Origin of the sequence: Acetivibrio ethanolgignens, assembly GCF_001461035.1 — a bacterium.
Taxonomy (GTDB): Bacteria; Bacillota; Clostridia; order Lachnospirales; family Lachnospiraceae; genus Velocimicrobium; species Velocimicrobium ethanolgignens.
On sequence record NZ_LNAM01000044.1, the window covers coordinates 1 to 3,187 of the forward strand.

The window sequence follows — 3,187 nt, forward strand, 5'->3', positions numbered from 1 at the left end:
TGTTGGTAGATTTCTTTCAACGAAGCTTACAACGTCTCTTAAATCTTCAGCTGCAAAAAAGGTCTTGGCGGACACGCAGTAAGCCACTCTGAGTTATGAAGGCAGTTAGGAAGCATTTAGTAGCTTCGGGTGTGGTGTAGAGTAAATGTAACGCTGTAAGCAATCCTAATTGGGTGTTAGAAAGCTCTTCAATATTTAGGCTTTTATAATAAGAGCAAAGAGCTCCAGCTTGAATTGGTAGCGGGTATCTCTCTAAAGGCCTTAACGGGAGGTCTATTCCCGTGTAGACATTGTAATTTGTTCCTGTGAGAGCTACTAAGTTACTTTGATTAAAAGACATTCGCTTTCCTCCTAATGTGTTGCTGAAGTATGTTCTCTGTGTGGTAAGAGTAGTAGACTCTGTGACTGGTAGACCTTGTTGGTATTTCTTCCTTACGGTATGAGCCGTGCCTATAATTTTTCACTATAATACTAGCATAGTTGTATACAGATGTCAAGAGGCTAGCTTAAATTTCACTTTAGAGGTATTACTACACAGAAGAACAGTCAAGAGGATAGCAGATAACACCTGCTATCCTCTTTTTAACTTGAAGATAATAAAAAAGAGGTGCAAAAATTAAGCATCTCATCTTCAGGTAATATAGCCAAGATGTAATAACAAATAATTATAGGTGATAAGTAATCAGTTTAGCTATTGCTTTCTCCAAAATTATCCAGTATAATAGTTACAGCAAAACCTAAAACTACACAAAAATTTGCTATAAATAAGTAAAAATCAAGAGGAGGGTTCCACTATGAAAAAATCCAAACTTTTTACAATAATCACCTTAGCAATAGCAATACTTACTACAACTTTAACTCCAGTAACCTCAGCAACTGCACAAGCAGCAACCAAGTGCCCATTCAAAGACTACACAGGTATAAGTTATGAAGAAACATATAGTTCTAGTAATTATACTGATAAGAGCCTATCTATCTATTTTAAAGTGGGTGAGAAAGGTACTTTAAAAGTTTACAAGGGTTCTTGGAAGAAAAATAAGTATGGTGTCTGGAGTAGTTACAATACAAAGATTTCTCAAAAAAATTACAAGAAATACAAAGTAACTTTTAAGTCCAGTAACAAGAAGGTAGCAACAGTTAGTAGTAAAGGTGTTGTTACTGCTAAGGGTGGCGGTAAGTGTACAATTACTGTAAGTTCTAAATATGGAAAGGCGAAGATGTACTTTACCGTAGACGATACCAATGTTGTACTTCTTAAGATTATGAAAGAGCAGATTGGTCCTAATGTAGAACAATTAAGTGACTTTGAAAAGGTTCATGTAGTTATGCTTTGGATTAATGGAAATATTGATTTCAAGCGTACTTTTGGAGAGGAGGATGACTCCAAGACAACGATAAGCCGTGGCTACGGTATGTGTCATGACATGGCGATACTATTAAGGGATATGTGCGAGGCTTTAGGTATGGAAGCCGAGTATTACTTAAATAAAGAGATTAACCCTAACCATGCATGGAACAGAGTTAAGGTAGACGGCAAGTGGTGGGAAGTCGACCCTTCAAATGGAATACTTCCTCACATTAAAGGTGGGGTAGAGAAGACTGAAACAAATCCTACAGGTAGGTTACAGCATCCTATTGTTCAAGCATGGGATGCTAAACTTGCCGAGCTTGGAGATTGCGAAATTAGAAATGTTAATGGGGAGCCTAAGCGATTTTACAATGGTGTACAGGAAAAGGATATTCCAGGAACTCATAAGTATTACTTGGAAGAGCTTAAAGTAAAAGTAGGTCATGATAAAGTAGACCATACAAAATATCAGGATTTGTTTGTATGGGAAAACGCAAATTGGTATTAATCAAACAAAAAACCAACCCCTACCAGTTTCACCACCGGTAAGGGTTCCTATAGCAAGAGGATAGCAGATAACACCTGCTATCCTCTTTTTAACTTGAAGATAATAAAACAGAGGTACTAGAAAACTAGTATCTCATCTTCAGGTAATATAGCCAAGAAAGGAGTTAGATTTTAATGATACTATACAAAGATAAGAATAGGAGGAGGTCTTCTTATGATTAGGAAAATAACAAAACGAGTTATAGCTACTACTTTAGTCCTGGCAATAGCAATAACTCCACTAACCAACCTCAAAATTAACAACCACCCCACAAAAGCTCAAGCAGCATCTGCTAGTGATATGACAGGTGCTAAACTTTGGTCTGGAAAAAAGCTACTAAAGGAAATGGAATCCAAAAAAAGCGGTATTGATGACTATGACAAGCTAGAAAAGCAAATCGAGAAATTAAACAAAGACTACAAGGGTGATAAAACCAAGGGTAAAGATGGTAAAAAATTAAAAGGAGCTTACTACTTAACCTGGACTACCAAAAACAAACAAGCAAGCCCCAAGGTTGAGCATAGATGGAGAACCGTGGGGCATTATATTACTCCGAAACCAGTGAAGTATTCAAGTGACACACCAACCTACCTTTACAGAAAAGTATATTACAAACCTAACTACAGAATAAAGGATTCCGATGGTATTAGAGTTGATTCAACTAAGAAGTTTCAGTATACTGAGAGAACCGAAGGAGATATGGTTATTACTCGATACGTGCTTTCTTACAATTACGTTACGAAGGAAATTGTTAAATGGAACAATACGCACAAAAATAACAAGTTCAAACCTTTAAAGGATAAGGATAAGAATAAGGACGGATGGGAAATGTATGTACAGCCTATTATCGAGGCTTACAATGCAACAACTGGTAAGATTTACAAGTCCAACATCCTGTCAGTAGAAGACTGGGTAAACGCTTTAGGGGGAAATCCAACATGGGACAATTCAACTACTTTCCACACCAATTACAACAATTACTACGAATGGCATGCTAAACCTATAGAACCTCAGTATGTACAAGTCCATTATATCGAAGAAAACAACCCAGACAACAAACTTTATGAAGACCCTGCTAGAGTGAAATACGAGAATGGTGGTAAAACCTATCAAACTGCCGGAGGGCTGTATGGTGATGAAGGCAAGCAGCTATACAAATCCGAAATAGAAAACGAAGGGGAGCATTATGTTATTACAGGATTCTATGCAACCTACGGAAAGAAAGAAAGCAAAAAAGTACAATCTCAATTAAGTGCCACAAAGGTAGTGGAAGCCTATGAGACTCAAAATAA

Annotated in this window: 2 protein-coding genes; both read left to right on the forward strand. The window is 37.1% G+C overall.

Features of this window, described 5'->3' with window-relative positions; all coding sequences use genetic code 11:
- Positions 1–794 precede the first annotated feature (794 nt).
- On the forward strand, positions 795–1,856 hold the full coding sequence (locus ASU35_RS19090; protein WP_058351644.1) for a transglutaminase domain-containing protein: 1,062 nt from the start codon (positions 795–797) through the stop codon (positions 1,854–1,856).
- 213 nt (positions 1,857–2,069) lie between these two features.
- On the forward strand, positions 2,070–3,187 hold a 1,118-nt coding region (locus ASU35_RS03325), incomplete at its 3' end, for a hypothetical protein (RefSeq protein WP_147525355.1).

Bases quoted from the DNA above. Each gene is read 5' to 3' on its own strand.
- ASU35_RS19090 (WP_058351644.1), top strand. From the start codon at position 795: ATGAAAAAATCCAAACTTTTTACAATAATCACCTTAGCAATAGCAATA.